Here is a 16,059-nt window from a genome sequence, read left to right as displayed (position 1 = left end):
GCCGGAGGCTTCCCGTCGGTAGCGCCTTTTTTGGCTCTTACAGCCGAGCGACGATGCGGGAAACGCGTGGAAGAGTGGCTGTAGCTGAATAAGCCGAAGTTGAGTGGACACTCAGTGGGCTAAGTGAGCATCTCAGATATGAAGCGATCCTACTTCACGTAACAGCTGCCCAAAGCGCTGGACTGAAGTGACGATTTTTCCCAATTCGCAGGGTTGTTAAAGCATTCAAAGTCCCGCTGCTCTAACACTGTTTGCGAAGGCAGCGAACGCTTTGCTGTGGAACTGTTCTTTGCGACTAACGAGCCGCGTCGTTGCGAATTGGTAACGTTCCGGAACCGGGTAGGCATGGAACCGGTTATCGCCCAAAGCGGCGGCAGATTTGGTCAGAAGCGTGTAGCCGATACCTGCTCGCACACAGCTCAGCATCGTCTCCAGCGTACTGATTTCGATCATGTTTGCAGGTTCTGCTCCTTCGCTGCGAACCCAATCTTCACTTGATGCTCGCAAGGGACAGCCCTTCGGGAACACGACCCATGACGCATTCGCCACATCGGGGGATGCCAGAGATTGTGTTCCCCCGCTGGCTGTCAACAAGAAAACTTCTTCCCTAAGCTCATGGGCGACTTGCAGTGTGGAGAGATCGAATTCTCCTGTGAAAAACGCGCCATCCAGCTGACGGTTCAACACCTTCTCGTAATTTTGAGGCGATGTTCCGGTAATTATGGATAACGAGACTTCGGGATATTTGCTTTTAAAATCGGACAATGCCTGTATAAAGGGGGCTGAGGAAGCGATCGTCTCCACAATGCCAATCGCAAGGAGGCCGCAAGGATAATCAGGTTCTCTCACGGCCATAACGGCTTCCTCGACCTTCGCCAGAATGTCCGATGCGTATTTATGGAAGAGGAGCCCTTTCTCGGTTGGAATGACACCTTTCGGATTTCTGTGGAAAAGCAGCACGCCAAGCTCCGACTCTATTTTGCGGATCCGCGTTGTGATGTTCGATTGTACGTAGTCCAGCTTCTCCGCCGCACGGGTGATACTTCTCTCCTCCATAACGGCCATAAACACCTTTAGATCGGTTATTTCCACACGAAATCCCTCGCTCTCAGAACATCAATATTTTTGATGCTATTATCAATATCAATCATTTTACTGTATGTGATTAGCAAACTACAATTCTCTTAAGAAAACAAACTGTGCAGGGATGTAAAATGATCTGTCACGAAATCTTAAGGAGGAAATTCATATGAGTCCACATGCCAATCTTTTTTCCGCTTTTCAGCTGGGTTCCCTACAGTTGCCCAATCGGGTGGTACTTGCCCCCATGACTCGCACGAGCGCAGAGCCATCTGGTTTAGCAAGTGACCGCATGGGCCGATATTACACCCGATTTGCGAAAGGGGGATTCGGACTTATCATCACGGAAGGCCTTTATCCGGACGCTGTGAACAGCCAAAGTTATAAAAACCAGCCTGGCATAGCCACTGATCCACAAGCCGAATCATGGAAACCGATTGTTCAGGCCGTACATCGAGCGGGAGGACGGATGATCGCACAGTTGATGCACGCAGGTGCACTTGTCCAGCATGAGGGATTTACGCCGATTGCGCCTTCTGCCGTAAAGCCGATAGGGTCGATGCTAGAAGATCATGGCGGGAGCGGGGAATTCGCCGTGCCGAGGGCGATGACGAAAGAGGAGATTCGACAAGTGGTCAATAGTTTCGGTCAAGCGGCTCTTCGCGCCAAGCAGGTCGGATTCGATGGGGTCGAAGTGCATGCCGCCAATGGCTACCTGCTCGATCAATTTATAACTGATTATACGAACCGCAGAACTGATGAATACGGTGGTTTAACGGAGCAGCGCATTCGTATTGTCACGGAAGTGTTGGATGCTATTCGCACAACTGTCGGTCCAGATTATACGGTGGGGGTTCGTATCTCGCAAGGCAAGGTGAACGATTTCAACCATAAATGGGCTGAGGGAGAGGCGGATGCGAAAATGATCTTCGATAAATTAGCCGCCGCGTCCCCAAGTTATATTCACACAACGGAATACAAGGCGTATGCGCCCGCTTTCGCCGAGAATGGCCCGACGCTTAGTGCACTTGCCAAACAGTACAGCGGCCTTCCGGTCATTGCCAACGGTAAAATGGGCGAACCCGAGGCGGCAGAACAACTCATGGCGGACGGGCATGCCGATATGGTCGCAATCGGTACAAGCGCATTGGTCAATCCGGACTGGGTGAAAAAAGTGAAGGAAGGCATGCCGCTAAACCTTTTCGACCATCTATTTCTGCACCCGTTAGCGGTGTTGCGGGAAGATGAACTAATCGTGTAAAACTGCGAGCAGCCAGGGGGAGTCAGTTCCAAAATTACGAAAAAAGCCTTCAATTCCACAACGAGAGTGGTATTGAAGGCTTTATGCATGATCTGAGTGAAAAGCAAGCTTAAAAGGCAGGTACAATCGCGCCTTTATATTTGTCTTCAATAAATTTCTTCACATCAGCTGAGTTCAAAGCTTTAGCCAGCTTTTGCATCGCCTCGGAATCTTTATTGTCCGGACGGGACACCAGGATGTTCACATAGGGCGAATTTTTATCCTCGATGAAAAGGGCATCTTTCGTTGGATTCAAGTTCGCTTGCAGCGCATAATTCGTGTTGATGAGCGCAAGATCGAATTCGCCAATCGTACGCGGCAGCATAGCAGGGTCCAGTTCTTTAATTTCCAGCTTTTTGTTGTTTTCTACGATGTCTTTAACCGTTCCTTTGATGCCCACGCCGTCTTTCAGCTTGATCAACCCGTTTTTCTCCATTAGCGCAAGCGCACGGCCTGCATTGGAGGGATCGTTTGGAATGGCAACGGATGCGCCGTCTTTCAATTCAGCAGCGGATTTCACTTTTTGGGAATAAGCGCCGAATGGCTCGATATGAACGCCTGTCACTTTCACAAGATTTTCGTTCTTATCTGTATTGAATTGATCCAGGTAGGGCTGATGCTGGAAGAAGTTAGCGTCAAGCTGCTTCTCAAATACTTGCACGTTCGGCTGAACGTAGTCGTTAAACTCAACAACCTCAAGGTTAACGCCTTGTGTTTTTAATTGGGATTTAATCGCATTTAAAATTTCAGCGTGCGGCACGGAGGATGCGCCGACTTTCAAGGTTACTTCTTTAGCCGTTGGCGCAGCTGTTGCCGCAGGTGCAGTGCTCGCGGTTGGTGCCGGATTTTCAGCCGGCTTTTGTCCGCAGGCTGCCAAAGCAACCATAAGGAACAACGCAAGCAGGGAAACAGTAAGTTTTTTCATGATGTTTTCTCTCCTAGTTCTCTGTCTATTTTTTATTAAAACGTGTGACGAGCCGATCTCCAATGGTTTGCAGAAATTGGACGAGAACGACTAGAATCACGACGGTTACAATCATAATATCGGTGCGGAATCTCATGTATCCGTAACGCAGCGAGAGATCGCCGAGCCCGCCGCCGCCGACGACGCCAGACATGGCAGAGTAGGACAACAGGGCGACAGCCGTTACGGTGACGGCTGAGATAAGACCCGGGCGCGCTTCCGGCAGCAGGACGCGCCAGACGATTTGCCACGGTGTCGCGCCCATTGATTGCGCAGCTTCAATGACGCCGCTCTCGATCTCGCGGAGCGCGGATTCGACGAGCCGCGCGAGAAATGGGGCGGCGGCGATGACCAATGGCGGGATCGCGCCTTTTACGCCAATTGTAGTATGCACGAGCGCTTTCGTGATCGGGAACACGGAAATCATCAGGATGACGAAAGGCACGGAACGCAGAATATTGACGACCAGCGAGAGCACCCCGTATAACGGGAGATTTTGCAGCAACTGGCCTCTGGACGTCAAGAACAGAATGATACCTAAGGCCACTCCGATAACAACAGTGAACAAGAGCGACCAGCCCAGCATGACAAGCGTGTCTACAGTGGCTTTGCCGATTTCAACCCAATTGATATCCCAAGTCATGCTCATGGGACGAGCACCTCCACGTCGATTCCTTCCTGTTTCAACTTCGAAATAACTGCATCTATTTCTTGCTGTTCACCGCCAGTTAATTCAACAAGAAGTTGTCCGTAAGGGACATGCTTCATGGACGAGATCGTGCCCTGCAAAATGGCAAAGGAAACAGAGGTTGATTTTACCGTCTCGAATAGTATCGGTTCATAGGTTTTCGCGCCAATGTATGTAATGCGAAGCAATGTACCCCTTGTTGATGTTTGCAAAAGTGTATCTTCATTCTCGCCGCCTCCCCGGAAATCAGAGACTTGTCCGACGAAATCCTTTGTCACCGCATGTTGCGGCTTCAAAAACACATCAAGCACCTTTCCGGTCTCGACGATAAGTCCATTCTCCATAACGGCAACCCGATCGCAAATGGCGCGGATGACCTGCATCTCGTGCGTAATTAACAAAATGGTGATGCCAAGCTTCTTATTAATGTCGAGAAGCAGCGCAAGAATCGAATTCGTCGTCTGAGGATCGAGTGCGGAAGTCGCCTCGTCACAGAGCAGGATGTCGGGACGATTGGCGAGCGCTCTCGCGATGCCGACCCGCTGCTTTTGGCCGCCAGAGAGCTGGTTCGGATATTTATGCGCATGATCTTGCAGCCCGACCAATTCGAGCAATTCTTGAATTCGTGCGCTTATGTCGGTTTTAGACATCCCGGCTAGTTTGAGAGGGAAGGCAATATTGTCCGCCACAGTTGCGGAGGCGAGCAGGTTGAAATGCTGAAAAATCATCCCGATTTTGCGACGCTTCGTTTGAAGCTGCCTGGCGTCAAGAAGCGTCATCTCCTCGCCATCGATGAGAATCGTACCGGATGAGGGTCTCTCCAGCATGTTCACACAGCGCAGCAGCGTGCTTTTTCCAGCGCCAGAGTGCCCGATAATGCCGTAAATTTCGCCGCGATCGATATGTAAATGGATTTGTTGAATAGCCGGTATGCGTCCGGGCACGTCTTCATACACTTTTTGTAAATTTTCTATATGAATCAGGATGATCGACTCCAATCCTTGACAGTTCACGACGATTTTATATTTTGACCAACGGTAGATTATTTTATAAGAAAATGCAAATGATTTCAATCGCTAATATATGGAAATTGCGGAGAGGGCTAAACGTTGACGTAAGGGAAGATAGCCTATACACTAAATTTAAACGTTTCAATTCAATGGAGAAGCAGCTGCCTTTATCAAGTCGAAAGCCGCTGTTTTTTTCGCATAGGGAGATGATGAAGCTGTCAAACGCACATCAGAGAAAACTAGAAATCATTAGTAAAATTGCGGCCCAAGCATATGAGCAGCCACTGCTAGGCTCAGGTTTGATGTTCCTGCAAGATATTCGAGACAATTTCTACTACGCTTCTTATTTGTTTGAGGCGTCACAGCATCCTGCCATCCTGTTTCCATATGACAGAGCGGCAGCGAAGGCCAAAGCCGAACATATACTCCAGGAAGTGCTTAACCTGCAGGACCAAGAGCCTGTAAGTCCGACCTACGGACATTGGCCGCTCCAACTTCGCCCCACACCACAGGAAGCGCCAATGAACACCTTACCTGTCGAACTCATGGGCAGCTTAATGGTTTTTTTTTATCAATGCAATAAGGAAAATCTTGGCGAGACTTTAAGCAAATCCTTCGAAAACGCGATATTACATATTTATCGAAGTCATTTTTATCGTAAACCGCTTGAGCATTTCAATCACCATGAAGCCAAATATACAGCTGCCAAGCTTATTTTGGGTCAGTTTTACGAGGATAAGGCATTGTTAAAAGACGGGCTTGAAAGCTTGCAGGGGACACTTGATCGGGTCACGGCCATAGGAATGTCGGAATACGGCGCTTTGCCTTGGTTTTGGCACTGGGTTCAGGCTTTTACTTGCGCTTGGGAGCTGATGGAAAATTCCGAAATTAAGGCAGTTTTGGGACAAATGCTTGATTATTTGTGGGGGGTTCGCTCCACGTACTACCTCAAGGGGACTTGGGTAGGTCCGCATTCCCGGGGGTGGCCGCATGACATTCCGCAGGACAAAAATGTGTTGCTCGATTATGTGCAATACGGTGACTTCACGCTGCCTGACGAGATGCCGCGAACAGAATATGCGGGGCTTTTATTTTATGAGGCGCCCTCATCCTTCAAAGCGATTGCGCTTGAGCGGTCGATTCCAGCAGAGGTGAAGCGAATTGTCTCAAGACCGGCTGCGTTGGCCAAGTATGGGGGAGAACTTCTTCACAGTTATGTGCATATCACGGAAAATTACGCGATTGGCGGCATGTGGGAGCGCCAACTGGAGTTCGACAATGAACAGCACCGGTGGGATGTAACCCTTCCTCTTGATGCCGTCGAAGGCGTTAATCGGGCTTTCTTTTTCCATCCCGGAGAGCGGTACGCAGATGGCGATTCGCGCCATCAGAGCGAATATGAACACGTGCTCCTTCATCAAAATGTGGTCGCTGCGCTGTATCAGATTCCGGCCGAACAGCCGGATGAAATCGTTGGCTGCTTGCCCCCGGGCGAATGGATTGAAGATCAGGGGGCACTCTTCGGCCATTGCGGGAAGGCATTTATCGCCGTGTACGTTAATCGGCCCTATCAGCGGGAGGTGTTAAGCGATCGCTCGGTCGTTAAGAGCCGAGGGCGAACGAATGCAGTCGTCGTGGAATGTATCGATGCGGCTAGCGCCTTAGTGAAAGGAATTACTGATTTAAGGCAATTTGCTGCCAGGATGACTAGGAAGCGTCCTGCATTTGACCAGTCCAGCGCGGGAAATTATGAGCTTACCTATTTCACTTTGCAAGATGAAGTGTTGGCGTTAGCGATAGATGAAAAGTTAAACATAGATAGATTTGTGAACGGCAAAGCTGTGGATTTTCATGACTATACAGTGAATGAATCACAGTGAAGGGGTTATGTGTGTGACGAGCTCGTTGAGCGGGGAGATTCCGCACGCATCGTGTGGTACGAGTATTTGTCAGGAGAGATCCGGAAGTGCCACCGCGGTTCGGAGTATTGAAGTGCCGCCTCGATCTGCGAGAGATCGTCTTTTTGTAGGGGAGAGCGGAACGTGGGTACGTTATGAGGCGGTATTTTCGGTTGTAGGGACGTTTCGCGGAACTACCGTGCCTTATGAGCAGTAAATGCTGGGTTTTCGGTAGAGTTTCGCTCATTTAACGCAGCCTAGTTCCGCTTCAGGGGGAGAAAAGGGACGTTACCGTGGAATAAGGCATCGTAGTTCCGTGGATATCTCTGTGCATGAGGAAATAGCGGCCCGGCAGTACTTCCTCGGGCGCGCGTTGTACGCCGCCGCATGGCGGCTGTCAGCGAAGCTTGCTGAGACGAAATCGGCGAAATGTAGCCGGAATCTTGCTCTTACAGGGGTGATCATGTCATGGATAGGAATAACGGATGAAAGACCGGTTAGGGAAAAGAGAAGTGGAAGGCAGCACAAAAGTAGAACAGAGGGTGTGGGGTGGAGAAGCGTTAACGCCCGTATTTGAAATCGTCTTATTACCGCTAAGTAAATTCAATAAAAAGACGATTTCAAGAAACGGTCGGAACCCCATTCTTAAGTCCACTCCCTATGCGCAAAAGGAAGTGGGTTTCTCATTGATTTCGTGCAGACAAGTCAAGATCTTCACGCTGAATTGTCCGCTATTGAATGTCCTGCACTGATCCAGCGCAGCAGCAATGATGCCGCTGTCCCAGCAGCGCATGCGCATTACGCTCATCAGCATATTCCTAACGCGAAGCTTGCGATGCTGGACGCATGGGGGCATTTGATTTGGTTAGGTAAGGGTTCAACAGCCCTGCATCATCAATTGCTTGGATTTCTCAAGCAATCGCGTTAACTGGTGCTTTTTTTTCGATAAACGCGCTCCGGCCGCCCGACGACACCGTATGATAAATCGGCGTAAACGTCGCCGGAGCTAACAAGATGCTCCAAATAACGGCGGCCTGTCGAGCGGCTGACGCCGATCAGCTTGGCGATTTGGTCGGCAGTCAAGCCCTCCGCAGCGCCAGAAATGGCTTGGACGATTTTCACAAGCGTCAGCTTGTCGATGCCTTTAGGCAGGAAAGAGGTGTCGGACGCCGATTCTTTCTTGGAATGGCCTGACATAAGGCGATCCACATCGCTCTGATTGATCGTCCCGCTCTCATTCAGGCGGTGCAGCTCACGATGGAAATCGAGATAGCGGAGCAGCGTTTCCTGCAGCCGATTAAAGATGAGCGGCTTCATGATGTAATCAAAGGCGCCGCTGCGAACAGCTTCGCGTATGGCGTCGACCTCTTTGGCCGCGGTAATCATAATCACGTCGGTATCCCGGTAATGTTGGCGAATGTAGGACAGCAGGTCTAATCCGTTCCCATTCGGCAAATAGACATCAAGCAGCACAAGGCCGGGCATCAAAATTTCCAGCTGTTCTTTCGCTTGCATGTCATCTGTCGCGATGCCGACAACGTGGAAGCCTTCGACCTTCTCGATGAAGCGCCGATTGATTTCAGCGATTTTCACGTCATCCTCGACGATGAGTACTTCAATGGCCGGTTGTTGTAGCTTGTCGCTCATGAGATGATCTCCTTTCCGCCGGTTTCTTCGGGATTGCGACCGTAAAAATCGTGCCGCCGCCCGGATTTTTGTGGAATGTCACGTATCCGCTCAATTTGAGGGCGGCGTGTTCGACAAGCGCGAGTCCAATGCCGCGGTGCTCGCCCTCTTTGGTGGAAAACCCTTTAACAAAAACGGTGTTTGCCGTTTCCTCCGGTATGCCAATGCCGCGATCCTCGCACTCGATAATCAAATCCTCGCCGAGATCGGTCAGGAACAAGGTGACTTGAGGCGTTCGGTTGTCCCCGCTGGCAAGCACGGCTTCCATCGCATTGTCAACCAGATTGCCGATGATGGTGACGAGCAGATTACGATCGATGTCCGCCGGAATATCGCTGAACGAGCTTTCGTGATCAATCTCGAACGACAGCTTTAATTCTTGCGCGCGATTGAACTTGCCGATGAGCAGCCCGCCGATCATCGGGTCGGGAATCTCCTTCATAATGAACTGAACCCAGTTCTGGTGAACATTCGCTTCTTTCGTAATGAGCTCGACGGCTTCCTGGTACGATTCCAACTGAATAAGACCCGAAATCACATACAATTTATTGGAAAATTCATGCGTTTGGGCGCGCAGCGCTTCAGCGAATCGCTTCACTTGCGATAGTTCCTCGGCCAGCCGATACAGGTCCGATTTACTGCGAAAGCTGGACACGGCCCCAGTCACACCTGTTTTCCGATTGACGATGGGAACACGGCTTACGATGACCTCGTGATCGCCAATGAGCATTTCATGATCGAATTCAGCTATTCCCGTGCGCACAACCTCATACAAGCGTGTATTCGGAACGACATCTTCGATTTGCCTGCCCGTAATTTTCGCTGAGACGGGCAGCTGCAGCAGCTGCAGGGCATAGCGGTTGGCCATCGTGATGATGCCATCCCGATTGACCGCAATGATGCCTTCGCGAATGGATTCAAGGATAGCTTTCTTTTCTGTATACAGTTCGCCGATTTCCTTGGGCTCCAGCCCATGTATGGAACGCCGAACATTTTGGGCGATAAGAACGGAGCCAAGCAGGCCAACAGCGAGAACGATTAGCGATATCACTTCGATTCTGGATTGGTACGGAGAGGTGATGGTTTTGATGTCATCTGTAAGAAAGCCGATTGACACAATGCCGATGACACCGCCGTCGTCCCCGAAAACCGGCGCTTTGCCGCGCAGGGAAGGTCCCAACGATCCGGTGGCTTTGGAAATAATGGAATTGCCCTCCAGAACAGGGCCGTTGTCGCCGCCAACCATCTCTTTACCGATTCGTTCAAGCAGCGGGTGAGAGTAGCGAATTCCTTCCCGATTGCCAACAACGATATATTCGGCATCTATTTTCTCCCGAATGCTTTCAGCGATAGGCTGGATAATAGCTGATGGATCCGGTGTAAGGAAAGCATGGCGAATTTCAGGCATACTGGCGATGGTTTCGGCGACTTTAAGGGCTCTTGTTCCAATCTGATCCTCCAGCGTTGAGGTCACAATGTAGTAGAAAGTGCCGCCTAAACTGACAATAACGAAAATAAGCAAGGAGCAAATAATCAGGATGAGTTTCGTTTGCAGCCGCATGATCCGAGCGTTCCCCCCGTTTTTTCTAGTATTGTATCATAAAGCGTTATCATTTTGACTGAAACCGGCTGCCTGGCGCCGTGAACAATATGAACAAAATGCCCAAAACGAAGTTATTACAATTAATTTTGTTAAACTTCCCTAAACTTTATGCAGGTGATATTCTGAAAGCGCTTCAAAGAAAGCGCGTTCAAGCGATGATCAAACCAAACACATGGAGGGGTTTCATTTGATAAAACAATTATTATCAGCATCTTGGAAAGTAACTTCGATCTCGATTTTGGCCGTCAGTTTAGCGGCTTGCGGCAACAATACAGCTAAGCCGGCAGCAACAAGCGCAAGCACCGATAAAGGCAAAGAAACGGCGGCGTCGGCGTCCAAATATCCGGAGAAAGCCCTCTCCATCATCGCTCCATCCGGCGCAGGAGGAGGTTGGGATATGACAGCACGTACCATTGCCAAAGTACTCACGGAGTCAAAGGCAATCGACAAGCCTGTTACCGTTGAAAACAAACCAGGCGGAGGCGGCGCGGTGTTCCTTGCGGAATATGCCACCAAAGATGTGAAGGACAATTACAAACTGTTTGTCAGCTCGCCGCCGATTTTGATTAACCATTTGAAAAAAGAAGGAAACACGCCATATGGCTACAACGACACAACGCCGCTTGCTCAATTGACCAAAGATTATGGCGCTGTCGCAGTCGCTGCGAATTCGAAGTATAAAGATCTGAAATCCCTTCTTGAGGATATGAAAGCTGACCCTACCAAACTGACAGTTGCGGGCGGATCGGCACCAGGCTCGATGGATCACCTTGTTTCCATTCTTCCCGCCTTCAAATACGGCATTGATCCGAAAAAAGTGAAGTATGTGTCCTACGATGGCGGCGGTGAAGCTGTTACAGCGCTGCTCGGCGGAAATGCGGACGTACTGGGTACGGACGCGTCCTCTTTGGACCAATATGTGAAGGCAGGAAAAATTCGCATACTGGCGGTAGCAGCTCCGGCACGTCTCGGCGGAAGCCTGAAAGACGTTCCGACAATGAAAGAGCAGGGCGTTGATGCAGAATTCCTGATCTGGCGCGGTTTCTTCGGACCTAAGAACATGAGCCCTGATGCGAAGAAATATTGGGAAGACACGATCAAGAAAATGGTTGATTCCGATACTTGGAAAAAAGAAATGCAAGCCAACAATTGGGAAACGGATTATAAGAAAGCGGATGATTTCAACGCTTTCCTGGGCCAACAAGAAACACAATTAAAAGATATGCTGACAGCACTCGGCATGCAGAAATAAACACCAAATAGGGCAAGGGAGAGGGCACATCTTCTCCCTAACGCTTTTCGGGTAGGAGGCAGAGAGATGAATACTACGTTTGACCGCTATGCAGGCATCGCCTTTTTTGCCATTGGAATTGCGTTTGTTGTCGGCTCCAGAAGCATATCGACAAGCGCATACGGCAGTAATGTCGGTGCGAATATTTTTCCGATGATCCTGGGATCGTTCTTGGCTTTGATGAGCATTCGCCTGATCTATGATTCTTTCCGCAAAAAGCAAACAGAAAAAAGCAAAGAAAAATTGGATTATAAAAGATTTGGCATCATTTTCATATCGGCTGTTCTGTATGCGTATTTCCTTGAAGATATCGGATTCGTCATCTCCACGTTTCTCTTCTTGATGATCGGGTTCCAAACGATGGAAAGAGGCAGGGTATGGGTTTCCTTGCTCATTGCGGCAGGATTTTCTTATGGGGTTTATTATCTGTATGTCAACTTGCTGGATGGTTCGCTTCCCGGGTTCCCAGCTTGGCTAGGGGGGGCATGAAATGAGTACACTTGAATATGTTTTTCACGGTTTAGGCACGGCTATGCAGTGGCACAATGTTGTGTTTGTTTTCTTGGGTGTGTTAATCGGTACCGTTGTCGGCGTACTGCCGGGGATCGGTCCAATGAGCGGCGTGGCATTGCTGATCCCTATCACAGCAACGATGACGGCGGGCTTAGGTCCTGAGGAAGCAGCTACGAGCTCCATCATTTTGCTTGCCGGGGTTTATTACGGTGCTATGTATGGCGGTTCCACGACTTCGATTCTGCTGAACACGCCGGGTGAATCGTCATCCGTTGTCACGACGCTGGATGGTTATCAGATGGCGAAGCAAGGCAGAGCAGGCGCGGCGCTTGCGATCTCAGCAATTGGTTCCTTTGCGGCTGGCATTATTTCATTAATAGGCCTTATTTTCTTGGCACGCCCATTATCGGCTGTTGCTATCAAATTCGGCCCTGCTGAATATTTCTCCCTCATGGTGCTCGGTCTGCTCGCCATTAGCGGTCTTGCCGGCAAATCTATGGTGAAAGCGTTAATTATGACCGCTTTCGGTCTATTGCTAGCAACAATCGGTATCGATAACGTATCCGGCGTGGAACGCTTTACGTTTAACATTCCCGAATTGTATCAAGGATTGGAGTTCTTGACGGTAGCCGTCGGTACATTTGCCGTCGGAGAAGTATTCAAGACGATTCTTCAGCGCGAAGGCAATGACGGCGAATTGGCCAAAATCAATCGCATCTTGCCCACCAAGCAAGATTTGAAAGACAGCGCGGCTCCGATTGCCCGCGGTTCTGTGCTTGGATTTTTCATCGGACTCCTGCCGGGTGCAGGCGCGATTCTGGCATCCTTTTTTGCCTATATCGTAGAGAAAAAAATTAGCAAAAATCCCGAAAAATTCGGGAAAGGAGCCATCGAGGGTGTAGCTTCCCCTGAATCCGCCAACAATGCTGCCTCTGGCGGTGCGATGATTCCGCTTTTGACGCTTGGCATTCCGTCATCCGGTACGACCGCGATCTTGATGGGCGCTTTTATCATGTACAATGTGCAGCCGGGTCCCCTTCTTTTCCAAGATCACCCTCAGCTCGCTTGGGGCGTTATCGCCAGTATGTTTGTGGGCAACTTAATGCTGCTCATTCTGAATATGCCGCTCGTTAAAGTGTTCGCAAAAGTGATTGAAACACCAACAAAATATTTGATCCCACTCATTATCGTGTTTTCAGTATTCGGTGTATACGCTGTGCAGTACTCGACCTTCGACCTCCTGCTCATTATGGGATGCGGCCTAGTCGGCTACTTCTTGTCGAAGAATGATTATCCGCTTGCACCGCTCGTGCTTGGTCTTATTCTCGGTCCGATGATGGAAAATAACATGCGCAGAGCGCTTACGATTTCGAATGGCGATTTCATGATCTTCTTGCAAAAACCAGTCTCTCTTGCTTTCCTCATAATCGGCTTCCTCTGGCTAACGATTCCGCTTATTTTGAAAATGAGAGGCAAAAACGTCCTCGTGAACGAAGAAGGCTAAGTTTTCTGCCTAACCAAACCCCTGTTAGCATGGGCCTGGCTTGATCACGATCAGCCGATGTCCGTCTTAATCAGGGGTTTCCTTTACTGGAGTTGACTCGTGATGAACGTTTTGTTGTTAATCCTGTTGAATGTGATTGTCCCTGTCTTTCTATTAATAGGCGCAGGGGTGCTCATGCACCGCGTCTTTCAATTGGATATGAATACGCTATCGAAGCTGAATGCGTTTTTCTTGCTTCCAGCGGTCAGCTTTACGAATATTTACGAGAGCAACATAGATGCGGGCATGCTGCTGAACATTTTAGGTTTTCTAGTTCTACAAAGCGTCACGCTCATTGTTCTTAGCAAATTAACAGCGAAACTGGCCAGGTTCGATAAAGGATTATCATCTAGTTTCTCCAATAGTGTCGTGCTGAGCAATTCGGGCAATTTCGGGCTTCCTGTTTCTCAGCTCGTCTTTCAGAACAACCCGGTCGGATTGTCGGTAGGCGTGGTTGTGACCATTTACCATAATCTCCTTACGAATACATTTGGATTAATTAACGCGGTTTCCGCTCAAAGCCATGGTCAGAAGCTGTTCAAAGAGTTGGCGAAGAATCCAATGATTTACGCATTTCTTCTCGGGCTGCTTATGCATACGCTGGCTATCCCCATCCCAGCTTTTGTATGGAATCCTCTACAACATGTAGCAAGTGCATTCTTGGCCATTGCGCTCGTTACGTTGGGCGCACAAAGCGCTCATCTGCAATTCAAGCGAATCAGTGCGGCGCTTGTATGCAGCTTGCTGGGAAGGCTTGTTATTTCCCCGGCAATTGCCCTGGCTCTCATCTTTATCCTTAAGCTGGAGGGCACAACGGCACAGGCTTTGCTTATCGCGAGTGCGTTTCCTACTTCAAGAAACAGCGCCGTCTTCGCTTTGGAATACGGCAATCATCCCGAGTATGCGGCACAAGTGGTGCTGCTCTCCACACTGCTCAGCAGTGTTACGGTCGCTATGGTTGTGTATGCGGCGAAACTACTATTTTAATTGCGCGGAGGTTACCTGACAATGAAACATTCAATTGGTGGAAAAAGTATTATTTTGCGTTTGGAACTGCAAACGGAGCTCATTCATTTCGGGCAGTTGATTACCGTCATTACGGAAAATGGCGGTGATGTGATCGCGATCGATGTGATTCAAACGGCAGCGGATTGGACCGTACGCGACATTACCGTAGCAGCGTCGGAGCAGGTTCAATTGGAAGCCGTCATTCAGTCGATCAAGGAGTTGCAGGGTGTTCGTCTTGTCCATGTATCAGACCGGACGTTCCTGCTTCATCTCGGCGGCAAGATTGAAATGAAGCCGAAATCGCCGATTCAAAACAGGGATGATTTATCTCGCGTATATACGCCTGATGTGGCCAGGGTCTGCATGGCCATTCATGAGAAGCCGGATAATGCGTATAAACTAACGATTAAGCGTAATACAGTCGCCGTTGTATCTGATGGAACCGCTGTTCTCGGGCTGGGGAACATCGGTCCGTATGCAGCGATGCCTGTCATGGAAGGCAAAGCCATGCTGTTTAAACAGTTTGCGGATGTGGATGCATTCCCGATTTGCCTGGATACCCAAAGCACGGATGAAATTGTCGCCACCATTAAGCATTTGGCTCCCGGTTTCGGCGGGATCAACTTAGAGGATATTTCCTCGCCGCGCTGCTTCGAAATAGAGGAGCGCCTGCGCGCCGAGCTCGATATCCCTGTGTTCCACGATGACCAGCACGGTACAGCCGTCGTCCTTTACGCGGGATTGATCAATGCGCTGAAAGTAGTCGGCAAGCGGATCGATGAAGCCAAAGTCGTTGTATGCGGAATCGGCGCAGCGGGTATTGCTTGCTCGAATATTTTGCTCGCGGCAGGCGTCAAGGAGCTGATTGGCGTAGATCGTGATGGAGCACTGGTTGACAGCGTCGTTTACAGCAACCCGATATGGAATGGCTACGCGCAGCGAACGAATCCGAACCGTCGTAAGGGCTCCCTTCACGACGTTATCGAAGGAGCGGATGTGTTCATCGGTTTGTCCGCTGGCGGCGTACTGAAGCGAGCCGATGTGGAGCGAATGGCTGCAAAGCCGATCGTGTTCGTCATGGCGAATCCGACGCCGGAAATTCACCCGGATGAAATCGAAGATATCGCGGGTGTCATCGCGACGGGCAGGTCGGATTTTCCTAATCAGATCAATAATGTGTTATGCTTTCCTGGTATATTCCGGGCAGCCCTCGATTGCCAAGCCGCCACCGTCAATGAGGAAATGAAGCTTGCTGCTTCCAAGGCTATCGCTTCCGTGGTTGCTCCGCAAGAGTTGAACAAGCTGTACATTATTCCAAGCGTATTTAATCAGGAAGTTGTTAGACGCATCAGGGAAGCCGTTATTCATGCTGCTATTGAAACCGGCGTAGCCAGACGAATTCCGCGAGAATTCAGATCGTCAGAGGGAGCGAGCCTGCGTGTGCGCGAGGAGAGCAATTAGAAAGGGAGATCATG

Annotated in this window: 14 protein-coding genes; 8 read left to right on the top strand and 6 right to left on the bottom strand. The window is 49.8% G+C overall.

The window, feature by feature from the left end; all coding sequences use genetic code 11:
- Window positions 1-225 precede the first annotated feature (225 nt).
- The gene (locus ABRS97_RS14485) at window positions 226-1,092 is read right to left on the bottom strand and encodes a LysR family transcriptional regulator (protein WP_367815158.1); all 867 of its coding nucleotides are present in this window, start codon (window positions 1,090-1,092) and stop codon (window positions 226-228) included.
- Window positions 1,093-1,249: 157 nt separating this feature from the next.
- Here ABRS97_RS14485 and ABRS97_RS14480 point away from each other — a divergent pair, with 157 nt between their 5' ends.
- Complete coding sequence (locus ABRS97_RS14480; protein WP_367815160.1) at window positions 1,250-2,341, top strand: oxidoreductase; 1,092 nt, start codon at window positions 1,250-1,252, stop codon at window positions 2,339-2,341.
- A gap of 109 nt (window positions 2,342-2,450) precedes the next feature.
- Here ABRS97_RS14480 and ABRS97_RS14475 read toward each other — a convergent pair whose 3' ends face one another.
- Genes ABRS97_RS14475 through ABRS97_RS14465 form a run of 3 tightly spaced genes read right to left on the bottom strand, consistent with a single transcriptional unit; the run spans window position 2,451 to window position 5,015 of the window.
- Entirely contained in the window at window positions 2,451-3,305 is an 855-nt protein-coding gene (locus ABRS97_RS14475) for a MetQ/NlpA family ABC transporter substrate-binding protein (protein ID WP_367815162.1), read from the bottom strand.
- A gap of 25 nt (window positions 3,306-3,330) precedes the next feature.
- Window positions 3,331-3,993, bottom strand: coding sequence for a methionine ABC transporter permease (locus tag ABRS97_RS14470; RefSeq protein ID WP_483312462.1), 663 nt, complete (start codon window positions 3,991-3,993; stop codon window positions 3,331-3,333).
- Window positions 3,990-5,015: a methionine ABC transporter ATP-binding protein gene (locus ABRS97_RS14465; RefSeq protein WP_367815257.1), complete on the bottom strand. Its 1,026-nt coding sequence runs from the start codon at window positions 5,013-5,015 to the stop codon at window positions 3,990-3,992. The genes ABRS97_RS14470 and ABRS97_RS14465 overlap by 4 nt, the downstream gene beginning before the upstream one ends.
- A 233-nt stretch (window positions 5,016-5,248) precedes the next feature.
- Here ABRS97_RS14465 and ABRS97_RS14460 point away from each other — a divergent pair, with 233 nt between their 5' ends.
- Window positions 5,249-6,922, top strand: coding sequence for a hypothetical protein (locus tag ABRS97_RS14460; RefSeq protein WP_367815164.1), 1,674 nt, complete (start codon window positions 5,249-5,251; stop codon window positions 6,920-6,922).
- Window positions 6,923-7,634: 712 nt separating this feature from the next.
- Entirely contained in the window at window positions 7,635-7,868 is a 234-nt protein-coding gene (locus ABRS97_RS14455; RefSeq protein WP_367815166.1) for an alpha/beta hydrolase, read from the top strand.
- On the opposite strand, the gene ABRS97_RS14450 is transcribed toward ABRS97_RS14455, so the two are convergent.
- Together ABRS97_RS14450 and ABRS97_RS14445 are read right to left on the bottom strand one after the other, a co-directional pair.
- Window positions 7,865-8,587, bottom strand: coding sequence for a response regulator (locus tag ABRS97_RS14450; RefSeq protein WP_367815167.1), 723 nt, complete (start codon window positions 8,585-8,587; stop codon window positions 7,865-7,867). The genes ABRS97_RS14455 and ABRS97_RS14450 overlap by 4 nt on opposite strands.
- The gene (locus ABRS97_RS14445) at window positions 8,556-10,187 is read right to left on the bottom strand and encodes an ATP-binding protein (protein WP_367815169.1); all 1,632 of its coding nucleotides are present in this window, start codon (window positions 10,185-10,187) and stop codon (window positions 8,556-8,558) included. Before ABRS97_RS14445 ends, ABRS97_RS14450 begins: the two co-directional genes overlap by 32 nt.
- Window positions 10,188-10,416: 229 nt before the next feature.
- On the opposite strand from ABRS97_RS14445, the gene ABRS97_RS14440 reads away from it, so the two are divergent.
- From ABRS97_RS14440 to ABRS97_RS14420, 5 genes are all read left to right on the top strand, one after another.
- On the top strand, window positions 10,417-11,481 hold the full coding sequence (locus ABRS97_RS14440; RefSeq protein ID WP_367815171.1) for a Bug family tripartite tricarboxylate transporter substrate binding protein: 1,065 nt from the start codon (window positions 10,417-10,419) through the stop codon (window positions 11,479-11,481).
- Window positions 11,482-11,547: 66 nt separating this feature from the next.
- Window positions 11,548-12,009 carry a tripartite tricarboxylate transporter TctB family protein gene (locus ABRS97_RS14435; RefSeq protein ID WP_367815173.1) on the top strand — a complete coding sequence of 154 codons (462 nt, stop codon included), beginning with the start codon at window positions 11,548-11,550 and terminating at the stop codon, window positions 12,007-12,009.
- A 1-nt stretch (window position 12,010) separates the two neighbouring features.
- Window positions 12,011-13,537 (top strand): tripartite tricarboxylate transporter permease, encoded by a 1,527-nt coding sequence (locus ABRS97_RS14430; RefSeq protein ID WP_367815175.1) that lies wholly within the window; start codon window positions 12,011-12,013, stop codon window positions 13,535-13,537.
- A 102-nt stretch (window positions 13,538-13,639) separates the two neighbouring features.
- The gene (locus ABRS97_RS14425; RefSeq protein WP_367815177.1) at window positions 13,640-14,563 is read left to right on the top strand and encodes an AEC family transporter; all 924 of its coding nucleotides are present in this window, start codon (window positions 13,640-13,642) and stop codon (window positions 14,561-14,563) included.
- Window positions 14,564-14,584: 21 nt separating this feature from the next.
- Window positions 14,585-16,045: an NAD-dependent malic enzyme gene (locus ABRS97_RS14420; RefSeq protein ID WP_367815179.1), complete on the top strand. Its 1,461-nt coding sequence runs from the start codon at window positions 14,585-14,587 to the stop codon at window positions 16,043-16,045.
- The last annotated feature ends 14 nt before the right edge of the window (window positions 16,046-16,059 follow it).

Source organism: Paenibacillus tabacirhizosphaerae (genome assembly GCF_040812395.1).
GTDB lineage: Bacteria > Bacillota > Bacilli > Paenibacillales > NBRC-103111 > Paenibacillus_E.
The sequence above is the reverse complement of the archived record's forward strand: the minus strand, read 5'-3'. Positions and strand labels throughout refer to the sequence as shown.